The sequence below is a fragment of the Staphylothermus marinus F1 genome (assembly GCF_000015945.1).
Taxonomy (GTDB): Archaea; Thermoproteota; Thermoprotei_A; order Sulfolobales; family Desulfurococcaceae; genus Staphylothermus; species Staphylothermus marinus.
The window spans coordinates 1045454-1064542 of sequence record NC_009033.1 but is presented as its reverse complement, the minus strand read 5'-3'; the positions used below and the strand labels follow the sequence as shown (position 1 = coordinate 1064542).

27 protein-coding genes and 1 tRNA gene are annotated in these 19089 nt (G+C 35.5%); 1 reads left to right on the top strand and 27 read right to left on the bottom strand.

The genetic code is table 11. The annotated features are described in order from the left end of the window. Positions 1-49: 49 nt before the first annotated feature. The 6 genes from SMAR_RS05740 to SMAR_RS05715 all read right to left on the bottom strand — a co-directional run bounded on the left by SMAR_RS05740 (position 50) and on the right by SMAR_RS05715 (position 3715). The gene (locus tag SMAR_RS05740; RefSeq protein ID WP_011839394.1) at positions 50-652 is read right to left on the bottom strand and encodes a KH domain-containing protein; all 603 of its coding nucleotides are present in this window, start codon (positions 650-652) and stop codon (positions 50-52) included. Further along, a complete protein-coding gene (locus SMAR_RS05735) occupies positions 625-1434 on the bottom strand; it encodes a serine protein kinase RIO (protein WP_011839393.1) in 810 nt (269 codons plus the stop codon). Before SMAR_RS05735 ends, SMAR_RS05740 begins: the two co-directional genes overlap by 28 nt. Continuing rightward, the gene (locus SMAR_RS05730) at positions 1431-1766 is read right to left on the bottom strand and encodes a translation initiation factor aIF-1A (protein ID WP_011839392.1); all 336 of its coding nucleotides are present in this window, start codon (positions 1764-1766) and stop codon (positions 1431-1433) included. The genes SMAR_RS05735 and SMAR_RS05730 overlap by 4 nt, the downstream gene beginning before the upstream one ends. Beyond that, a complete protein-coding gene (locus SMAR_RS05725) occupies positions 1759-2844 on the bottom strand; it encodes a 60S ribosomal export protein NMD3 (RefSeq protein WP_011839391.1) in 1086 nt (361 codons plus the stop codon). The genes SMAR_RS05730 and SMAR_RS05725 overlap by 8 nt, the downstream gene beginning before the upstream one ends. 22 nt (positions 2845-2866) lie before the next feature. Continuing rightward, entirely contained in the window at positions 2867-3193 is a 327-nt protein-coding gene (locus tag SMAR_RS05720; protein ID WP_011839390.1) for a DUF424 domain-containing protein, read from the bottom strand. Between the two features lie 93 nt (positions 3194-3286). After that, on the bottom strand, positions 3287-3715 hold the full coding sequence (locus SMAR_RS05715) for a translation initiation factor IF-2 subunit beta (protein ID WP_011839389.1): 429 nt from the start codon (positions 3713-3715) through the stop codon (positions 3287-3289). 111 nt (positions 3716-3826) lie between these two features. Here SMAR_RS05715 and SMAR_RS05710 point away from each other — a divergent pair, with 111 nt between their 5' ends. Beyond that, positions 3827-5116, top strand: a complete 1290-nt coding sequence (locus tag SMAR_RS05710; RefSeq protein WP_011839388.1) for a tRNA (N(6)-L-threonylcarbamoyladenosine(37)-C(2))-methylthiotransferase — start codon at positions 3827-3829, stop codon at positions 5114-5116. Here the strand turns inward: SMAR_RS05710 and SMAR_RS05705 are convergent. The 21 genes from SMAR_RS05705 to SMAR_RS05610 all read right to left on the bottom strand — a co-directional run bounded on the left by SMAR_RS05705 (position 5108) and on the right by SMAR_RS05610 (position 19065). Beyond that, positions 5108-5851, bottom strand: a complete 744-nt coding sequence (locus SMAR_RS05705) for a hypothetical protein (protein WP_244372347.1) — start codon at positions 5849-5851, stop codon at positions 5108-5110. The two genes, SMAR_RS05710 and SMAR_RS05705, sit on opposite strands and share 9 nt — an antisense overlap. A gap of 52 nt (positions 5852-5903) precedes the next feature. After that, a complete protein-coding gene (locus SMAR_RS05700; RefSeq protein WP_011839386.1) occupies positions 5904-6548 on the bottom strand; it encodes a potassium channel family protein in 645 nt (214 codons plus the stop codon). Positions 6549-6575: 27 nt separating this feature from the next. Beyond that, the gene (locus tag SMAR_RS05695) at positions 6576-8009 is read right to left on the bottom strand and encodes a TrkH family potassium uptake protein (RefSeq protein WP_011839385.1); all 1434 of its coding nucleotides are present in this window, start codon (positions 8007-8009) and stop codon (positions 6576-6578) included. Positions 8010-8220: 211 nt separating this feature from the next. Beyond that, positions 8221-8295, bottom strand: a tRNA-Arg gene (locus tag SMAR_RS05690). Positions 8296-8345: 50 nt separating this feature from the next. Then, complete coding sequence (alaS, locus tag SMAR_RS05685; RefSeq protein WP_011839384.1) at positions 8346-11075, bottom strand: alanine--tRNA ligase; 2730 nt, start codon at positions 11073-11075, stop codon at positions 8346-8348. Positions 11076-11282: 207 nt separating this feature from the next. Then, on the bottom strand, positions 11283-11609 hold the full coding sequence (gene rpl12p, locus SMAR_RS08420) for a 50S ribosomal protein P1 (RefSeq protein ID WP_148676881.1): 327 nt from the start codon (positions 11607-11609) through the stop codon (positions 11283-11285). Positions 11610-11725: 116 nt separating this feature from the next. Further along, entirely contained in the window at positions 11726-12742 is a 1017-nt protein-coding gene (locus tag SMAR_RS05680; RefSeq protein ID WP_011839383.1) for a 50S ribosomal protein L10, read from the bottom strand. Positions 12743-12749: 7 nt separating this feature from the next. After that, complete coding sequence (locus SMAR_RS05675; protein WP_011839382.1) at positions 12750-13397, bottom strand: 50S ribosomal protein L1; 648 nt, start codon at positions 13395-13397, stop codon at positions 12750-12752. A 7-nt stretch (positions 13398-13404) separates the two neighbouring features. Next, positions 13405-13935, bottom strand: a complete 531-nt coding sequence (locus SMAR_RS05670; RefSeq protein ID WP_011839381.1) for a 50S ribosomal protein L11 — start codon at positions 13933-13935, stop codon at positions 13405-13407. A gap of 2 nt (positions 13936-13937) precedes the next feature. After that, entirely contained in the window at positions 13938-14417 is a 480-nt protein-coding gene (locus SMAR_RS05665; RefSeq protein ID WP_011839380.1) for a transcription elongation factor Spt5, read from the bottom strand. Between the two features lie 4 nt (positions 14418-14421). After that, on the bottom strand, positions 14422-14610 hold the full coding sequence (locus SMAR_RS05660) for a SecE/sec61-gamma family protein translocase subunit (RefSeq protein ID WP_011839588.1): 189 nt from the start codon (positions 14608-14610) through the stop codon (positions 14422-14424). Positions 14611-14630: 20 nt separating this feature from the next. Further along, complete coding sequence (gene ftsY, locus SMAR_RS05655; protein WP_011839379.1) at positions 14631-15518, bottom strand: signal recognition particle-docking protein FtsY; 888 nt, start codon at positions 15516-15518, stop codon at positions 14631-14633. A gap of 50 nt (positions 15519-15568) precedes the next feature. Then, positions 15569-16048, bottom strand: a complete 480-nt coding sequence (gene pfdA, locus SMAR_RS05650; protein WP_011839378.1) for a prefoldin subunit alpha — start codon at positions 16046-16048, stop codon at positions 15569-15571. Further along, positions 16045-16308 carry a 50S ribosomal protein L18Ae gene (gene rpl18a / locus SMAR_RS05645; RefSeq protein WP_011839377.1) on the bottom strand — a complete coding sequence of 88 codons (264 nt, stop codon included), beginning with the start codon at positions 16306-16308 and terminating at the stop codon, positions 16045-16047. Before rpl18a ends, pfdA begins: the two co-directional genes overlap by 4 nt. 2 nt (positions 16309-16310) lie before the next feature. After that, entirely contained in the window at positions 16311-16994 is a 684-nt protein-coding gene (locus tag SMAR_RS05640) for a translation initiation factor IF-6 (protein ID WP_011839376.1), read from the bottom strand. Between the two features lie 87 nt (positions 16995-17081). Continuing rightward, complete coding sequence (locus SMAR_RS05635) at positions 17082-17390, bottom strand: 50S ribosomal protein L31e (RefSeq protein WP_011839375.1); 309 nt, start codon at positions 17388-17390, stop codon at positions 17082-17084. A 41-nt stretch (positions 17391-17431) separates the two neighbouring features. Beyond that, a complete protein-coding gene (locus SMAR_RS05630; protein WP_011839374.1) occupies positions 17432-17587 on the bottom strand; it encodes a 50S ribosomal protein L39e in 156 nt (51 codons plus the stop codon). Between the two features lie 17 nt (positions 17588-17604). Continuing rightward, positions 17605-17931, bottom strand: coding sequence for a DNA-binding protein (locus tag SMAR_RS05625; protein ID WP_011839373.1), 327 nt, complete (start codon positions 17929-17931; stop codon positions 17605-17607). Between the two features lie 17 nt (positions 17932-17948). Beyond that, the gene (locus tag SMAR_RS05620) at positions 17949-18446 is read right to left on the bottom strand and encodes a 30S ribosomal protein S19e (protein WP_011839372.1); all 498 of its coding nucleotides are present in this window, start codon (positions 18444-18446) and stop codon (positions 17949-17951) included. Beyond that, positions 18431-18799, bottom strand: coding sequence for a YhbY family RNA-binding protein (locus SMAR_RS05615; protein ID WP_011839371.1), 369 nt, complete (start codon positions 18797-18799; stop codon positions 18431-18433). The genes SMAR_RS05620 and SMAR_RS05615 overlap by 16 nt, the downstream gene beginning before the upstream one ends. Further along, positions 18718-19065 (bottom strand): ribonuclease P protein component 4, encoded by a 348-nt coding sequence (locus SMAR_RS05610; RefSeq protein WP_052833845.1) that lies wholly within the window; start codon positions 19063-19065, stop codon positions 18718-18720. The genes SMAR_RS05615 and SMAR_RS05610 overlap by 82 nt, the downstream gene beginning before the upstream one ends. Positions 19066-19089 lie beyond the last annotated feature (24 nt).

The window sequence follows — 19089 nt, the reverse complement described above, 5'->3', positions numbered from 1 at the left end:
ATTGCTGAATATTTATAGATGTAGATAAGGCCCGCATGGGAGGGGAAAATTATATTTTTTCTTTCCATAACTGTCTCATTTTCTTTCTTTTCTCGAGAAATGTTTCTCTTTCAATATACCTATATACTGTGCTATGTCTTCTCCCCTCAATCAATAATTCAATAGCTGTTTTTGCAATATTGGCTGATTCAAAATCACCTATTATTGCAACATAGTTCTTATATACTGAAATATATGTTCCAGTCATTTCCTCAATGATCCTGCGTGCCTTTCCTCCTTCGCCAATGATTCTACCTTTGACTCTCTGTAAATGATTAGGTCTATCTCCCACATATTGTTTTAAATCGATAACTAACAAGACCTGGTCTTCATCAAGTAGCCTAAAAGCTCTTTCAGGGCTAAAACCATATGCGATTGCTCTAACAACATCTCTAGCCTTCATTAATTCTAATGCTGTAGTTGTAGGAGATGCTGGCTCTATGATAACTGTTCCCGTCGTAGAATCTATCGTTATGATCGTCCTAGTTCTACGCATTAACTCTTCCTTAATCTTGCCTTCATGTCCTATTAAAACACCTATTCTATCAGGTGGAACCTTCTCATAAAGCCTTGTAACACCCATAGTTAATCTTCCCTTTTGCTCCTCAGACACTTTTTGACCACCTCTAATATCTCATCTACATTTTCTAATTCATCTAATCCAACTTTCTCTCTAAAGAACCTGTTTATATTATTAATATCTCTAATAAGAAATTCTAATGAGTTAGGATGATCTATGTGTACAGCCTGGCTAACATCTATTATGACTATATCTGGTCCAGGTTTAATCATTATATTATATTCCGATAGATCGCCGTGAACTAGGTTCGCCTTACACACAGTCTTAAATAGCTCTTCTAGTATATACTCATATATCTTTCTGAGTTCATTAATGCTTAGATGAGAATAGGCTTCTATGAGTAGTGGATATCTCTTATTATTTTCACCCATAAACTCCATTACTAATATATTGTTTTTAAATGCTATCGGCTTGGGTACTTTGACTCCTACATTAAACATCCTTTTAAGGTTGCGGAACTCTTTACGTGTCCATGCATATATTATATCTCTAGTATCTCCCGGCTTAAAATCCTCAAATCTCGGATCTCCAATTATATATTTTAGCATTCCTTTTTTGAAGACTGCTGTACTAGTCAAATATATTTTTACAGCTAAAGGCTCATTTTTCCATCCAAAACCAAGATATACGCGTGCTTCTTTACCAGCACTTATGACTCCATTCATTCTACGTATAATTCTTTTCCTCATAAGATATAGAATAGTCATAACGGTTTTTGTATCAAAAACCTCCTCAACCGTTTCAAATAGATCTTTGTCCTTATATCTCTTGAGATCCCCACGCCTAATAATAGGTTCGAAATCTTCATCGATCATATATACTCACTTAATGCTTCCAAGAACTCTCTGGGAATTACTCCTCTCTCCACGAGCTTTGTTACTTCGCTTCTACTATACTTATGTATGACCTCACCTCTTTCCGGAGAGAAATCCCATATAGCTACGAGGACTATGTCTCCTTCATTCATCCATACTCTTCTCCTCATTTTACCAGGAATACGTACTTTACGATCCATGCCATCCATGCATTTAACAACCATATAATCACCACCTAGATGACGTATTATGCCGCAAATAACTGTTCCCTCAGTCGGTAGAGGAGGCTCCTTGCTTGTTTCTTCGTATCTTTTTCTTTTCTTCTTAGGCATTATTACCACCTAATTCACTATTCTTAATCATGTAGACTTTATCTCTTACTCTAACAGCTCGGACTTTATCGCCTACAGATATGTTAGCTAAAGTTTTTGTTCTAGGATAATCTATTATATTACCTGTCTCCTCATCTAATAGGTAAATAGTAGTTTTATCTTCTGCAATCACACTATATGTTTCACTATATACTAGATTCTCAGCTTTCTTCAGGTCTCCGCTCCAATATTTTTCAAACTTTATATTCTCAGTTCTTCCATCATCTAAGAACTCAATCTTTATTCCATGTGGACTTATATCTCTAACAACACCAGGCCTTCCCTCAAACTCTACTAGATCACCCTTCTTAATTGAGGGTAAACGAACAGATAAAGTTGTTATCCCAGACCAACGCCCTTTATCAGGATTGTACCGTACAGGCTTAAATGATTCAATAATTTTAGCACCCGTTAGTCTACTTAAGATAGTAGATAATCTCTTGGCAGCTACACTCGTTAAAAGCTTAACATCCAAGCCATATTTATTCTTCTTTATTTCAACAATATCTCCCGCAACACCGGGATCACTTATTGCTTTATTTATTATTTTTTCTTCTTCGCGACTAAATGATCCATTTACACTTCTAATTTGTACTAGTGCTCGATGAGATTTTCCTGCATATGCTAAACATTTGGGACATACTTTTCTATTAATATTTAGAACTATTTCTTTCTCTAAGTTCAACGGATAATATTCCTCTATCACTACATGTAATAAGGCTTTAACAGCATATTGTGATTCATTTATTTTGTACGGCTCCGATAATATGGTAGCATCTAATAAGTTAACATGTTGACGATCTATGAATCTATATGCTTCGCTAATCAGTATTCTCCTAATAATCTCCCTTAACGGCAAAGGATCTCTCCATTCACCTCTATACATCCATGAACCGCATCTAGGACATATTGTTATGTTTAAAACAGGCTTTGTCACAAATATTCCTTTATATTTGAGATAACAATCAATACAGTACCCGTTTATTAATGGTTCATCCTCTGAAACTCTTCTTCCACAACGTACACAGTATTTATACATAATTATCAACCTTTGATCCTAACTAATGATATACAACATATTGCGCATGAGGGATATTATTTATCCATAAAATAGCATCTGGATGAATAAATCCTTCCTTAACAGCTTTTTCAACAATATTTATACCTACAAGATTAGCTATAGTAGCCTTTCCGAGAATCTTGAAAGCCTTATTCAAACTCATAAGTTCTCCCTTGTAAAAATATGGATCAACATATAGTTCTATACCTTTCTCTTTATCAACAAGTTTTTTACCAAGTAATTTTTCATCACATATAGCAACAACTACTTCTTCACCATACCTATGTATTTTTACATATACCATATCTGTTTTCATACTGTACTTCATGATACTATCAAACCATGATCATATTCTTTCTAGAAAATAAATTCTATTTAACACCTTATTAAAGATAAAATATGAGCAGAAAATTAGATACCTTCAAAACGCTTCTAGAGTGGTCTCTGCACCACATGCTTCACATTTAAGTATGAAAACTTTTCCTTTCTTTATTAATTTAGTGAATCTACTACCACATGTTGGGCAAATAACGTATTTTTTAACAAATAAGTCTATCAACCTATTAATAACGTGCGAGCTAAATCTACCTTGCAATATCAATTGACCTGATTCATTCATATACGCTGGAACTCCCAATTCTTTGACAAAATATCTCTGCAAGATCTTTGGATCCCTATTGATAACGTCTGTTATTTGCTTAAAGTTGAGTATTAGAGTTTTCCCTCCAACAAACATTACTTCAGCCCTAGGAACCTCGAATGTCTCCTTAGATACTGTTCTCGCCGGCAATTTAGAGTATGCTCTCTCTAATAGTTCTTCAAATTTGTAGTCACGTATTCGACGAGTCAATTCCCCACCCCTAATAAGTATTCTTTACTTATTAAAATCAAGTATATTAGCGGTTAAATAATGTATGCTTAGAATGATAATTGATAATTAAGCAAGGAAAGGTATACAGTCATGGCTAGGAAGATATATATTGAAACATATGGTTGCGCTCTGAACAGAGGAGATGAATATATTATGAAGACTGTGCTAGTTAGTAGGGGGCACAAATTAGTTGAGGAAATAACAGAAGCAGATACTATCATAATAAATACTTGCACAGTAAGATATGATACAGAACTAAAAATGATTAAGAGAATAAAGGAACTCTACAGAATAGCTAGTGAACAGAATAAAAAACTAATAATAGCTGGTTGCATGGCTAAAGCTCAACCATACAAAATACATAAAATAGCACCCAAAACTAGTCTTGTCTCTCCACAAAACGCTCCCAAAATATGGATAGCTGTCGAAAGCGATGGACAAGTATTTCTATTAAAAGGTGAACGTAATAGAAGAATTCTAGGAACATATGTTGATAAACAAATAGCTTATTTGCCAATACAAGAAGGATGTTTAGGAAACTGTAGCTTCTGTATAGTAAAGAATGCTCGTAGACAACTTGTAAGCTACCCGATTAATAAAATTAAAAACACGGTAAAAGAGCTAGTTGGTAAAGGAGTGGTAGAAATAGAAATTACAGGTCAAGATACAGCTTCATATGGATTAGATCTTTATGGAAAACAAATGCTACCAAATCTCCTCGAAGAACTAGATGGGATAAAAGGTAATTTCATGATAAGAATTGGAATGATGAATCCAGATACACTTGCTAATATTCTTGATGAATTAATAGAAGTGATTAAAAACAGCGCTCACATTTATCGTTTCCTACATATACCGCTTCAAAGCGGTAGTGATAAGGTATTAAGGATTATGAGGAGGAAATATACAGTAGATGAGTATCGAGAGATAGTTAAGATTTTAAGAAAGAAAATACCGGAAATCAGCATAGCAACAGATATTATCGTAGGTCATCCAGGTGAAGAAGAAGAAGATTTTGAACAAACACTTGATATTATAAAGGAGTTAAAATTTGAAAGAGTACATCCAGCTGTTTATAGTATAAGGCCAAATACCTATTCAGCATCATTACGTCAAATACCAACGAGTGTTAAGAAGGAGAGAATGCTTAGATTATTGAAGATTATAGAAAATGTTGGATTAGAGGTTCATAGAAAATATTTAGGAAAAGTCTTGGATACTTTCATAACAGAACATAGCAATACATGGATCGGGAGAACTTTAAACTATATACCGGTCATAATATTTTCCGAGAACACATTAGATTTTGGAAAACATGTAAAGATTCAAATAACTAATGCGACATTTTATGATTTGAGAGGTGTTATTGTTTCATCCTAACTCTATAAATTCTATGATAGGATTATATTTTGCGAGACTTTTACTTAATAAATCAGCAAGCTTTACTAGGTCTGAGAATCTTAAAGGTATTGATAGAGGATAGGCATTAATTCTAGCAATTACTTCTCCTCCCCCTATTCTATCTATCAATATTTTTTTATCATCAAGTCTGAAAATCCCAGTATCTATTTCTCTTAGTGAAGCAGTTATATCTTCTATTACTTTAATAGGATCGCCTTCGGCATGGCTAAGCTTCAACCTTAACTGTATTACCGGCACATATTCCTTAATTATAGCATTTGTAAGCGAACTATTTGAGACATATATTCTTCTACCATATATATCTTCTATAATAGTGTTTGTAAGCTCTACGCTTACAATCCTACCATAGATAGGCTTATGGTGATTCGGCAAATAGATCTCGTAGTTTCTGCCACGCATATGCCTAATTAATTGGAGATTTATGTATGCAACAAATTCTCTTAGCTCATAATAGAATAGTGTGATAGCTATGAACGCAAATACTAAGACAGCATAAATAACTATGGGTGGTGAAACAAGTGCTTGAAGAAACGCTACAAGTATAACGAGTATAGCGGAGAGATCAACAAATCTCATCACAGTGGACTTGGTACTAATAGTAATTACTCCTCTATCAAATAATACTGTGAGAAACCTATTTATTATAAAACGAACAAGGACTACTAGCAAAGTTACTATAAGTGCAGACTGCAAACTGAACAGAATACCCTCGATTGTCAGGTTAGTGGTGTTAATAGTCATATGATCACCCTTTAAAATATTTTTCAATATCTCTTATTTTAGATAAGACAATTAATTGGTACCCGGGTTTTAACTCTATTTCATCCATTGGAGGTTTGAAGTCTCTACCATCAAATACTAGGAGAATTCTTATATCCTCTGGTAAATTTAATTCTTTAATCTTAGATCCGACAACCATGTCTGTTTCTGCTAATGAGATGAGATGGAGATAATAATCTCCGAAACTACCTATTGGTAGCGAGCTTACCACTGATTCCAAATAATTGCTTATCATTGAAGCTACAATTGAAGATTGTGTAACAGGTATACCGAGTTCTAGCTCATATAGTAGATCAGCCATTCTATGATCAGTGACCTTAGCTATACGGTGCGGTACATTATATAGCTTTGCAATTGCAAGAACTAATAAATTAACTTCATTGCTTCCGGTTAGAGCAATAACCATATCTATTTGTTCCATTTGTAAATCAGTAGTATAAAGCGATACATCAGTTGCATCTTTACCAATAACGAAAACATCGAAATTGCTTGAAATTTCTTGTCTCCTAACAGGATCTTTCTCGACAACGTAGACTTGATGCCTCTTTAAATCGAGTCTTCTAAGTAATTCTTCAGCAACTTTTCCTCCGCCAACTATAAGTATTCTCAATGATATACACCTATATTATTGAAAATACTACTTCAATATTTTAACGGCTTTCCTTCCTGCAATGTATCCAAATATAGTGATTACTTGTACGTATTCTACTCTTCCAAGCAACATTAAAGTCATTATTGTTAGTTTTACGCCTAACGGAGCTGTCGGAGATACAACACCAACGCTTAAACCAACACATCCAGCCGCTGATGTTGCTTCAAATAATGTGTCAACGAAGCTGTAACCATAGATTGTCATAAATGTTGCTCCTATAAAAATAGCAAGTAAATGTATAAAAGAGAAAAGCAGTGCTTGAGAAACCTCGGCTTCATCAATAGGTTTACCGTCAACCCGCAATGTTTTCTCAACTTTTCCGCCAAGAATAGTTGATATCGATGAATACTTGAATTTTTTGAGAATTAATAATAATCTGAAACTTTTAATCCCGCCAGCTGTTGAAAAAACCATTCCACCAAAATACATAGATGCTATTAATACTAATTTCGTTGTAGCGGATAAGTCTGAAATGGAACCGATGCTGAAACCAGTTGTTGTCATAGCTGAGACTAGGTTAAATGAGCCTGCGATTAAACTATAATATAAATTGTAGTGATCAACAAAATAATAAGATATAATTGTTAGAAATACTAGCACTAGCATTGTATAAAGATATGTTTTAAATTCTTCGCTTCTCCATACTCTACCTAAGTCTCCTCGAAGTAGTTTATCTAATAACACAAAATTCATACCTCCTAGAAACATAAAAACCATTACCGGTATATACGTGAATGGTGCTCTCTCAAATATTACATTGTATCCAGCATCATATGTTGACATACCACCTGTTGCAACAGTTGTTAATACATGGTTGAATGCTTCATAAAAATTCATGCCAGCATATACATAGGATACTATACCAGCTATTGTAAGAACTAAATATATACGTATAAGTTTTCGAGCAGTCATATAGAATGAAGCCTCTATTTTCAGAGGCCTCTCAACACCATATGCAGAAGCTCCTAAACGATAAAAATATGGGAATAAAACCATAGCGAAAACAACTACTCCAAGCTCGCCGCTCCACTGCATTATACTTCTCCAAGTAACAATTGAGGGCTTCATATAGTCTAGACCTGTCAGTACAGTAAAGCCTGTACCTGTAAAACCTGATATCGATTCAAACCATGCATCCACCAGACTAATGTTTAGACTCAACATGAGGGGGATTGAAGCCTCAAAAGAAATTAGAGGCCAAGCAATACTTGTTGCAACTATGCCATCAAGTAAACCGATGGGCTTAGCCTCTATCTGTTGCAAATAATAGCCTATGAAAATTAAAAATAATGCAAAAAAAGTAAAACTAAGCGTTAACGGCTTCAATGTTAAAAGATCGATTAAAGGGACAGAAAGCATTAATAATCCTACAACGATTTCCAAAGCACCAATAATCTTTGCTATGCCTCGCCAATTCAATACATTAACACCATTTCATATACTCTACTTGTAAGATTCAGCCCATAGCCCGATCATCATATTGATCAGACCCGTGACGGTTCCTTCATCATATAATATAACCAAATATAAAATCTGGTCAATCACGATATAAACGTATTTACTGACAAGAGATAAGATCTTAAACTAGGATATACGTAAGTATTGAACTACATGATGCATAATAGAAATGCGGGCCCGCGGGGATTCGAACCCCGGGTCTCCGGCTTAGAAGGCCGGCGCCCTATCCAGGCTAGGCCACGGGCCCAAGTATTATTTCTCATCTTATAATTGGTTATTTATCTCGGGTTATAGATTTTATGCTTTGCATAAAAGGTTTGTGATTGCCTCTACTATTAATTTGACTATTTGTTTAGGTTCTTTTATCTTTATATAAATGTGATCTGGTTTTCCGCCGCCTCTTCCTCCCATGTTTTGTAGAATTTCCACGAGCTTTCTTAGATCAAGTTTTCTATTATTAGCTTCATCTGGATGAATTGCTATCTCTACAAATTTATCTGATACGTATATTGTTAGAACTCTTTTCTTCAACGATAAATCCTCAATAATTGATTTATAGAGTTGTTCGTCTTCAAGCTGTTTCTCTATCACAACTGTTTTTAATCCACAGATCTCCAGTGCCTCTTCTAATAAATGCTTTAATAGTATTTCTTTGAATAACCTGCGGTATTGAATTAATAGAGTCTTGTATTTATCAAGTTCTTCACTAACTTTTTTCGCAACTATAGAGATCGGCAAGCCTTTAGCGCCTAGAAACTTGAGAGCCTTATCCACTTCTTTCTGTAGATCGGATATGTATTCTGGAAGCCTTGTTGAAGCTATGTATTCAAGCCTTATAACACCATCCTGGATCTTTTCTGCTTTAATTATCTTTATTCCTCCTATTTCTGAAGTATTATATACATGTGTGCCAAAACATGCTTCTGCATCCCATCCAGGTATCTCAACTATGCGAAGAATAGGTGAGTAAACTGCTCCGCCCTGATATATTCTTAATCCAAATCTTTTCTCAGCCTCAAATTTTGGTAGGAAATAAAATTTTAAGTCTATTCTCTCATCGATCACCTTATTAGCTAACTCTTCGATCTTTCTGATCTCTTCATCACTTAACGATTTATAATGAGTTATATCAAGCCTTGCTTTCTCAACAGTTTTCTCTGCTCCAGCTTGCCATACATGTTCTCCGAGAACTTTTCTTGCAGCTCCTAGAACAATATGTGTTGCTGTATGGTGTCTCATTAATCTATACCTGTTATACCAATCAATAACTAGCTCCACCTGTGTTCCGGGTACTAGTCTTCTTTTAGTAGCTAGTTGATGAACTATTACTTCTCCAACTTTATACACATGTTTAACGGGTATATGCTCATTACCTAATATAACGTATCCCTTATCGTGATCTTGTCCTCCAGCTCTAGGATAGAATATTGTCTGATCAAATATAACATACTCATTCAATGAATCGAGAACCTTCGCACTAGCTCTTCTTAGATAGGGGTTTTCGTGAAACAGCTTCTTAGTAGGATCGTGTTTACTAGCCCATTCAACTATTTCATCCGGTAATTCATGCTCTTTCTCTTTGATTAATGCTTGTGAACCACCATGTCTAGCAGCTATTAATGAATAGAAATTGCTGGGAACACGTATTTCTTGCCCATAATGCTTTGCTCTCTCCACAACAATTTCGGGGGGTATTCCTTTAGAGTCATATATTTGTATTAAATCATCGAAGGTAATCTTCTTTTTCTTCTTAATAAACCTATCCACCTCTCTAATTCCTCTAGTAACTATGTCGATATATTTTCTCGTCTCATAACTCATTACGTCGAGTATATAGTCTAGTCTGCGGTGAAACTTATCGTATACATATCTGCCTTTCCAATACTTCGCTTGTTTATCTATAAGTTCTAGAACTATATCTTCTAGTGTAGATACTTTTATTCCTAAACGTATAAGTGTTCTCAATAAGCGTCGAATAACTAAACGTGCTAGATACCCTTCACCAGTATTTGATGATACTATGCCATCACTCAACATTAAGGACAAGGTCTTAACATGATCGAGAGCTGTATATAGATTGATCGTGTCTACTAAGGATTTATAATATTCAGAATAATCTATCTCTTCAAGATATTTATTCAACATATATACGTCTTCGATCTCCTTATCACTAAGTAAGTAAACTATTTTTTTAAGCACATCATAGGGAGGTTCATCTATTCCTAAAATATTCTTATATGTCTCCAATAATGAACTAAATATTGTGTGAAAAGCTGTTGGTGTTCTCTGAGTAAACCAGGCAATTCTCTCTATACCATAACCAGTATCAACTACGAGTACGGGATTTCTAACTTTTTTCCCATTGACTATTTTATACTTCATAAATACTAGTGTGGCAAGCTCTAACCCATCAACTAGAACCTCGTATGCTGGTCCAGCATTTCCTCCTCCCTCCCACCATGATTCTTTGAAAACAATGTTCTCAGGTTCTATCCCAATTATTTTTGTAAAGAAGTCGAATGCGTATTGAAGTGTTTCGTTTACCCAGTAAACATATTGATCCTTCTTATTAAATGCGTGATGTCCTCCCATTTCAAAACTTGTAAGATGTCTTCCAAACGTTAAGCCTACATTATCTATATCCTCCAACCTAACACTGGGCTGAACTATGACTAGCGGATTATATGGCGGATCAACTATTCCCTCAGTAACAGCTGGTTGAAAAACAATTATTGACGCAATTGTCAAATATAGATCGTTTCTCCACCTAGCAAGAACTGGGTAGGGGTCAACATATCCATGTCCATGAGAGGTAAAGAATTCTATGAATTTCCTTCTTGCTTCATCAAATGTTAAAGGAGGAACTCCCTTATACTCGTTATATAAGAAATCATATTTACTACACGGCCTATCAGGACAGGTATCTCTCGGCACTAGGCTCCAGAATCTTTCACCGCACTTCTTACACTTATATACTTGATAACCGGTTTTCTTCAAAAACTCATTCATAAATTCTTCTTCGACCATTATACATCACTTAATCCACACTATATTCTGTTACATACTAGTTATGATATTAGTTATTAACGTCCAATATATGAGTATTGAATGTAATGGTTGAGTATTGGCTTCTAAGAGATAAGGTAGATTATTTCTTAATAAGACCAAACAAAAACCATATCTGCTCCGAGAACATTGTTTTAAGGCTTGAATTATTTGAGCTGTAAAAACTGTTTATCCGAAGAGTGCTCCTAGTCCTTCTGCTAGTTCTTCTTCGCTAACAGTCTCAGCTTCCTCTTCTTCCTCCTCTTTCTTCTCCTCCTTCTTCTCTTCTTCCGCTGGAGCCTGTGCTGCCGGTGCGGCTGGAACCGCTGCTACTGGAGCGGCTAGTGCTTGTTCAAGTACTTTTGCTATATCAATATTTTTCAGGGCAGCTACAAGCGATTTTACTCTTACCTCATCTACTTGAATTCCTGCAGCTTCTAATACCTTCTTTATGTTTTCCTCATTTATCTCTTTACCAGCCTTATATAGTAGTAGTGAAGCATATATGTATTCGATCGTTCACCACCTCTTGGATATATGTTTTATCTTATTTCCTATTTACACATCCACTTATCCATGATTATCTGGGTGTTTTAAAATGTATTCTCCCTAATAAAAATATTTACCCATGTTTATCCGAAGAGTGCTCCTAGTCCTTCTGCTAGTTCTTCTTCGCTAACAGTCTCAGCTTCCTCTTCTTCCTCCTCTTTCTTCTCCTCCTCTTCCTTTTTCTCAGGCGGAGTTGTCGGTTGTATTGTTGGTACTTCTAATCCTAGATCTGGTGCATACTTGGAAACTTCTGCTGCAAGTGCTAGTGCTTTCATTATTGCCGCTCTAAACACGTATTCAGCAGTATCTGGTGTTACATATCCTGCCTCAGCAGCTAATGCTAATGCCTGACGGAATGCTTTGTTTAATGATAACTCTAATATCTCTGGCACAGGCCATGCTATTTCTGATCCGATCTTTAATGCGTCTAGGTGAGCATTCATAACCATGTTCTTATACTCTTCGAGATCTAGGACTAGTTGGTCCCTCAATATTATTATTCCATGATCATATGCTGCTTTAATATTTATCTTAACCTCTTTTAAAGCAATATCTAGTCTTTGCAGAAGACTTGCCAATTCCTCAGATATAGTATCTCCTGGTTTCGCAACAACTGTATCGCGTGTAATAACTATAGAGTTACCCTGTATACGTGTAGGAATCTTTAGTTTGCTGAAAGTACTAAGAATAGGTCCCGGTGATAAACCGGTGTTTCCTTCAGGAATAACTATTTCTTGCTGAGCTATTTCACCTGGTTTATAATAAGTTTTTGCCTTGTATTTATCGAGTAATAGGCTTAACTCGAAAGCATTCATATGTGTAAACAATAATAGATTCTGTCCTGTAAGTAGTTCCTCGAATTTACTTGTATCAATACCGGCATTTCTAAGTGCTCTTAGAATTAATTTGTTCTTAGAAACTCTGAATAATACTTTCTTCGATAATTTCTTCCTTAGTTTTTGAAGCTGGTTTGTCGGAAAACCTGTTAGATCAGCTATTGCGAATACTGGGTATGATTTAAACAATGTTGTTAAATATTCTACTTCTTCTATTTTCCACTGAGGAATTCTCTTAGCTTTGGGAACTGCTGTTGCAGACATGTTTTAATCACCCCATAACCTCTATTGGCGGACCCATTGTGGTTTTAACAACTATTTTTGCAATATTATGTGCTCCATTCGGCAGCTTTGTTTCTAGACGTGATAATATTGTCTGTGCGTTTATAACTAAATCCTCGGGATTCATATCCTCTGTTCCTATTCTAGTCATTAGTTGTGGCTGATCCTTATTTCTCAGCAAAATTGCAGATTTATATCTATTCATTACCGATACTATATCTGCGGCGGGAGGAACTGGGACAGGTATTTTTCCTCGAGGACCGAGAGCTGGTCCCAGTATTCTGCCGGCATTAGCCATTAGATCCGTCCTTACAAGAACCCAATCACATTCTTGAGCTACTTTTTTAGCGTCTTTCTTGCTTAATGCGAGCAACTCGTCTCTTGTTATAACTCTGTGTGCACCACCTGCTCTAGCTTTTTCAGCCATTTCACCATCGGCAACAACACATATTATTTTATCTTTACCAAGTCCTTTCGGCAAAAATATCGTCTCTCTAATTCTTCCCTCCGGACTACGGGGATCAACATCTTTTAGAACAACAATTAATTCTACACTTTGTTTAAAGTTTCTCTTCGGACTGTACTGTACTGCTTTAACTATAGCTTCCTTTAATTCTTCCTTACTTGGAAGAGGCATCTCCTATTCACACCTCGCCAGTCTCTTGTTCCTCCTCTTTCTCCCATTCAGGTTCATATTTAGCTATCGTAGCATCATATAATCCTTCATCTATTTCTTTCTGGACAATCTTAGGATCTTTCCCGTCTACTGTTATTCCTATACTTCTAGCAGTACCTAAAATAGTCTTTACCGCTGCTTTTAACGTTTTAGCCGTTAATTGTTCTTTCTTTAATATAGCTATTTTTATGATTTTATCAATAGGTAGATCCCCTATTTTCTGATGAGCAGGATCGCCAGGTGGTTGTTTCACACCAACTTCTTTAAGGAGCAAGGCTGTTGTTGTTGGAATACCAACTTTTACTTCGAATTTTCTAGTAGATGTATCAACTATGATCTCAACTGGAACAGTTAATCCTTCAAAATCCTTAGTTGCTTCATTAATTGCTTTAACTACTTCCATAACATTAACTCTTAACGGTGAAAGTGTAGGGCCTAGAGGTGGGCCTGGATTAGCTTTTCCACCTTCAACCATTACTTTTATTACTTTCTTACCCATATCTAGACACCGCTCTTCCTACTGGGTTTTACATAATCACCTGGAACAGTTATAGGGACATTGAAAGCAGCCTCTAATATACTCAGGACAACCATGTTTTTATTCCTATCTATACTAATAACTTGTGCTTTCATTCCTCTAAACGGGCCTCTCACAATTTCTACTATGTCTCCCTCTTTAATCATTTCGATAACAGGTTTAGGCTTAACAAGTCTTCCTACTTCGTCTAGAGAAACTTTGATTGGTTGACCTGATTTAACATATTTTAATTCACTTATCAACCTATAAATCGATGCTAATCTTGATGTTTCGAGAAAAACATATCCTCTAACACCTGGAGGAACAAATACTGCTTTTACGCCTGGATCTCTGTTCTGCTTTACTAGATCCATTATTCTAGATTCTATAACTAAAGCAACGTCTATTTCCCGTCCCATAGTCGTTCTTATTGCATAAAAACTTGTCTTTCTCCTAATACTCAAAGATTTAGCCTCCATATAGTTGCTGTGGAAATATAAATGATATAAATATAAATCTAACTATGAAAGCTATTGAGCCTACGAGAGTTAATCCTAACAAGCTTATTTTTAAACTAGTCATATACTCTATTTTATTAGGCTTAGTTGCCAACCGTATTATTCTTCGCCACGAATCTATTAACTCTCTAAAACCCATTAATGATCCGCTCCAAAACCTTATTTAACGGATAATATTTTATCTAGGAATTCATCGATATTAAAGGGTTTTAAATCTTTATATCCCTGGCCAACCCCAATCATGATTATGGGTTTCCTAATACTATATACTATGCTTAGAGGAACCCCTCCCTGCTCATATGCATCAACTTTAGTCACTATTACAGCATCAACACCTACTGCTTTATCAAAAAATACAGCTTGCTCAATAGCATCATTACCTGTGAGAGCATCGACTACAAGGATTTTTCTATGAGGCTTTGCAACCCTAATAATTTTTCTAAGTTCATCAACTAAGTTAGAGTCTGTATGCATTCTACCAGCAGTATCAATTAATACTACATCATAACCGCGAGTTTCTGCATGTCTAATGGCGTCGAACGCTATAGAAGCTGGATCGGCTCCATATTTACCCATAAATACTGGTATACCAGTTCTCTCTCCATGAATCCTTAATTGTTCCTGCGCTCCTGCTCGAAAAGTATCAGCAGCAACCATTAATGGTTTAAATCCTTTATCTCTAAACAATACTGCTGTTTTAGCTATCGTTGTTGTTTTACCAACACCATTAACTCCTAGAAAAACTATTATGTAAGGTTTAGTCTTAGATGCTTCATGAAAAATATCGATTAATTCCACAGAGTCAAAATATGACCTAATAGTTTTCTTTAAAAACTCTATCAAAGATTCTTTATCTCTAACTATTTTATTCTCAACTGCTTCAACAAGTTTAGTTGTGATTTCCTCTGCTACATCGTATGCTACATCATTTGATATTAGCTCGAATTTAAACTCATCTATTAAATCCATTAGTTGTTCTTTAGAAAATAGTAGAGCTGATGCTTTATCGATGAATTTTGAAAATACTCTTTTAATTCTGCGAAACAAAAATATCACCGTTTCTTGTTATGGTTTAAACACCTAGAATAATTATGATATCAGCTAGCGCCTGTTTGTTGCGGTGCTTGTTGTGATTGTTGTGATTGAACATATATTTTTGCAAGTATTTGCTGTATAGTATTATACTCCATTAGTGCAGCTTGGTATTGCTTCCTAAGATCATTGAGTATTCTTCTGATAACGGATATTCTATCAATAACTATCTTTGAAGCTTTTTCCTTATTTGTCTTCACATAATAGTTGCGTCCAATATTTACAATTACATTGTTATGCCAATTTTCACTGATTCTTATAGGTATAAATGCTGTGTTTAATCTGTCAAGAACTACTAAGCCATCAAATGTATTAATAGGTAGTTCTTCAAGTGTATTCTTGACTAGTTGCAACTCTGATAATTGCGAAGTATATGTCTCTATTTGTGCCTGTAAAATATTTAAGTATTCTCGGAGCTCATTTGCTCTGGCTATTAATTCTGTAAGTGTCACAGCAGTTCTTTTTTCACGTATATTTTTGCTCATAACTTAACAAACCTCTCGAGTCTTGCTAAGGCAACTATTCTACGATCCCTTACTTCACTCAATGTTATCTCTTCAATTTTTGTTATCCTAATATGTTTTCTTCTAAGCTTATGATTACTTCCTAGAACCGAGTAGACATATTCAATAGCTTGTTCTTTATTTAGTGCCCGCACTTCCTTAGTAAACTTCTGCCATACTGGGAACCTATCATGGCTAAGTAACATTACACCTTCTACTCTATAGATCTTTATTTCGCTCATTCCTATATAGCACCTCCACTTAATCCCCTTCTTATTCGGAGTATTTCGGGGCCTGTCGTATATTCACCTACAATTATGCCTTTATTATTAGCTATTAAACCACTCTTAATAAAGGGTATCCCCGAATTAACAGTAGCACGTTCGAAGGCTACTTTAAATATTTCTTTTAATTCTCTATTTTCATCATCGGAAATATCTGGATGTATTACTCCTCCCTTATCGGTTACAACAGCTAAACTACCGGGAATTGTTAAATTCATTATATCCTTATATAGTGCTTCGACGCCGAGAGCTTCCGAAATCTTATTCAGTTCTTGTCGTTCAAGCTCGGAGCCAGCAATACATGCTTTATTATTGCATAAAAGTATGTTTCCAAGAGCTGTATTTTTAGATCTTGAAACATATATGTTTAGATCATGTTTCTTTAAATTGTTATTTAGAATATCAAGTTCCTCATCTAATATTATTCTCGGAAGAATAATACCGTTATCATTTCCGACAACTAATACTCCATTTAGAATTGTGTTTGCAATTTTTGTCTCTACAAGTTCTACGTCGAGTGTTTCCGCAATTACTTTTTTCTCTCCACTAGATAGGCTTGGAGGAACTAAAGCAATGGAATTGTTTGCGAACACGTATACACCGATGTTTGGATTTCCGAATAAGCTTAGTCTAACAATTTCCATGGATGATCATCCCGTATAACTATGTAAAAATATTTTGAATACCTATAATAATTAGTTCTTTTTAGAAGGCAAAATATATAATTAGCCTTATTTACTGTTTGCTGACATTATCTTGGCTTTAGAAGACCTTATTAATAAAACCTTAGCGGTTTTTTCTTCCTTATCAAATCTGATCTCAACAATTACTCTTCGAGGGGGTTTCTCCCTGCTCCTACTCCATACATATTCATTGACAGCCGGATCAATGATTATTTTTTCAGCTTCTTTGAAGTGTCTTCTAACATATTTTCTTATCAATCGAACAGCTCTATCTGCTCTATTGGTTCTTCTACCCCAGTATACTCTTTTTAAAGGAATAACATGTATTGACCTAGTTATTTTTCCTTCCTCACTCATTTAAATCAACCTCTTCTTAACTCGGTAAATCATTAATTTTATTATACCTTAAGTTTTGTTCTGCGCCAATGTCTAAGTCTAAAGCCTCTTCTAACCTTTAACCTAGTTTTTACAGATACCCAGATAGGCACAGGCCTATTCTCTTTATAAGCTGCTGCTAATCTAAGCTTTCTAGCTAGTGGTTTATTTCTAGCCATAATTAAAACCCTCCAATTTATTTCCTCAAAATACGTATATGTGTTTCACGATGTGTTTGCTCATATATTTGTGCAAGGAGTTTCTTCAGAAAATTATCTGTGATCGGGACAGGAACTCTTCCTGACTGCGCAAGTGTGATAAGTTGTTGTTCCACAATATTTGCTAATTCTGGTTTGACAAGTCTTAGATTAGCAAGCCTACTTCTAGCTTCTGGTGTGAGAATTCTTCTAAGTATAGCTTCTATTTGCATTCTCCTCTGTTTCTCTTCCTCCATCTTTCTCTGCAATTCTAGTAGTTTACGTTTTTTAATTTCCTCCAGTTCAGCATCGTAGGATTCACTCACTTTTATCACCAAAAATATTATTTCTTAAAGTATATTTTAGACCTAACACTCGGAGGCAAATACTTTGCCAGCTCAGGTTGCTCTCTTACTAGATCAAGCATTACCTCATATGCCAATCGATCAAGTAGGGCTCGTCCTTGAGGAGTTAATATGCGGCCTCTGCCCCTTATTTTTCTAACAAGTCTAGCTTGCTCTAGTTGTTGAAGAATCCTCCTAATAATGCTTCCACCACTTTTTACAAAGTGCTCAGGGGCTGATCCATAGTTTTTCCTTCCACCATAAATTGTTCTAAAAGTTTCAATACCGATTGGTTCACCGGATTTGTATAGTTTTCTCAGAATACTAGCTGCTCTATAATACCACCAGTCTGGATCCTGGGGTGGCCTCTCTTTATGTGCACCTGTTTTAACGAAATATGCCCATGGAAGTGGTTTAACTTCTGGCACATTTTCCTTTAAATACGTGGCTAATCTCGCGATTAATTTGTCAGCTGGCACCTCTAATGCTGTAACCATTTTCTATCCCTACTATTCTCTTTCTCTCCTACAATCTTTAAACTCCTATATTTATCTTTATTTCTAGCGATTATGAAGGTATATCCTCGAACTTCTATAAGTTTTGCCCCTAAGACCTTAGCTATTATCTTAGCTGTTTCTCTTCTATCAGTATTTGTTGATTTAACATATGATTTTAACATCCTTATCTTAACTACGCCGTGTTTTTCAAGCCTTGCTTTAACTTCGTTTATAAAACCTTGTGTCAATCCTTTCTTACCTAGTTGTACATCTACTTTTCCAGCTTTTCTATCCTTGATTTTTCTCCAGATGTCTTTATCATATATCTTCTTCTCCAGCCGCAGAGGAGACATGTTACAACAACCCTTGAACCCTTACCTTCACTCTGAATTCTAACCCTAGCTGTTAAGCCAGGTATTAATGGTATCCTACATTTTCTACAATAACCCCTCCTAATATATTTTGGGGGTTTTACTCTTGCTTTGTGAGCATATTTAATGATTAACTCTATATATCTGCGGGCTAAATCATAATCACCACTACGAGTCCTGTCAAGCGCTAATTTATACAAATACCTTATTCTCTGAATGGCTAGATCTTTCAAAACGTTTTTTCTCAAACTATAATATCCCCTCTCACCTAG